This is a genomic window from Xenorhabdus szentirmaii DSM 16338, from assembly GCF_002632585.1.
GTDB lineage: Bacteria > Pseudomonadota > Gammaproteobacteria > Enterobacterales > Enterobacteriaceae > Xenorhabdus > Xenorhabdus szentirmaii.
Genome location: NZ_NIBV01000055.1, coordinates 1 through 341, shown reverse-complemented (window position 1 = coordinate 341; position 341 = coordinate 1). Strand labels below are relative to the sequence as shown.

Genomic DNA, 341 nt, shown 5'->3' with positions numbered 1-341 from the left:
CAGACCTTGCTCACTGCGCCAGAAGTGCAGCAATACCTGAAAAAACGCCGCCTTGATCATCCCGAACTGGTCAGCCAGTTTAAACTTGGCTTTGCCAACCGCACGCTGGGCTATCGGCTGCCCGATAAAAAACAGAAAGCCGGGGCGGAGATCCGCGCCCGGCTTCAGGCGGTCGGGTTGTTGCGGGAAAGCGGCCATGAGCACTTCAGCGGTTCACTGGTCATTCCGGTGATCGGTGCTGAAGGGCAGGTGCAGGAGCTGTATGGCCGCAAAATCACGGATCGCCTGCGGGCGGGCACCCCGTTGCATCTGTACCTGCCGGGGGCGCATGGCGGGGTCTG

1 pseudogene is annotated in these 341 nt (G+C 61.3%); it reads left to right on the top strand.

The features are described 5' to 3' along the window. Window positions 1–341: pseudogene (locus Xsze_RS21600) on the top strand (DNA primase); the annotation flags it as partial.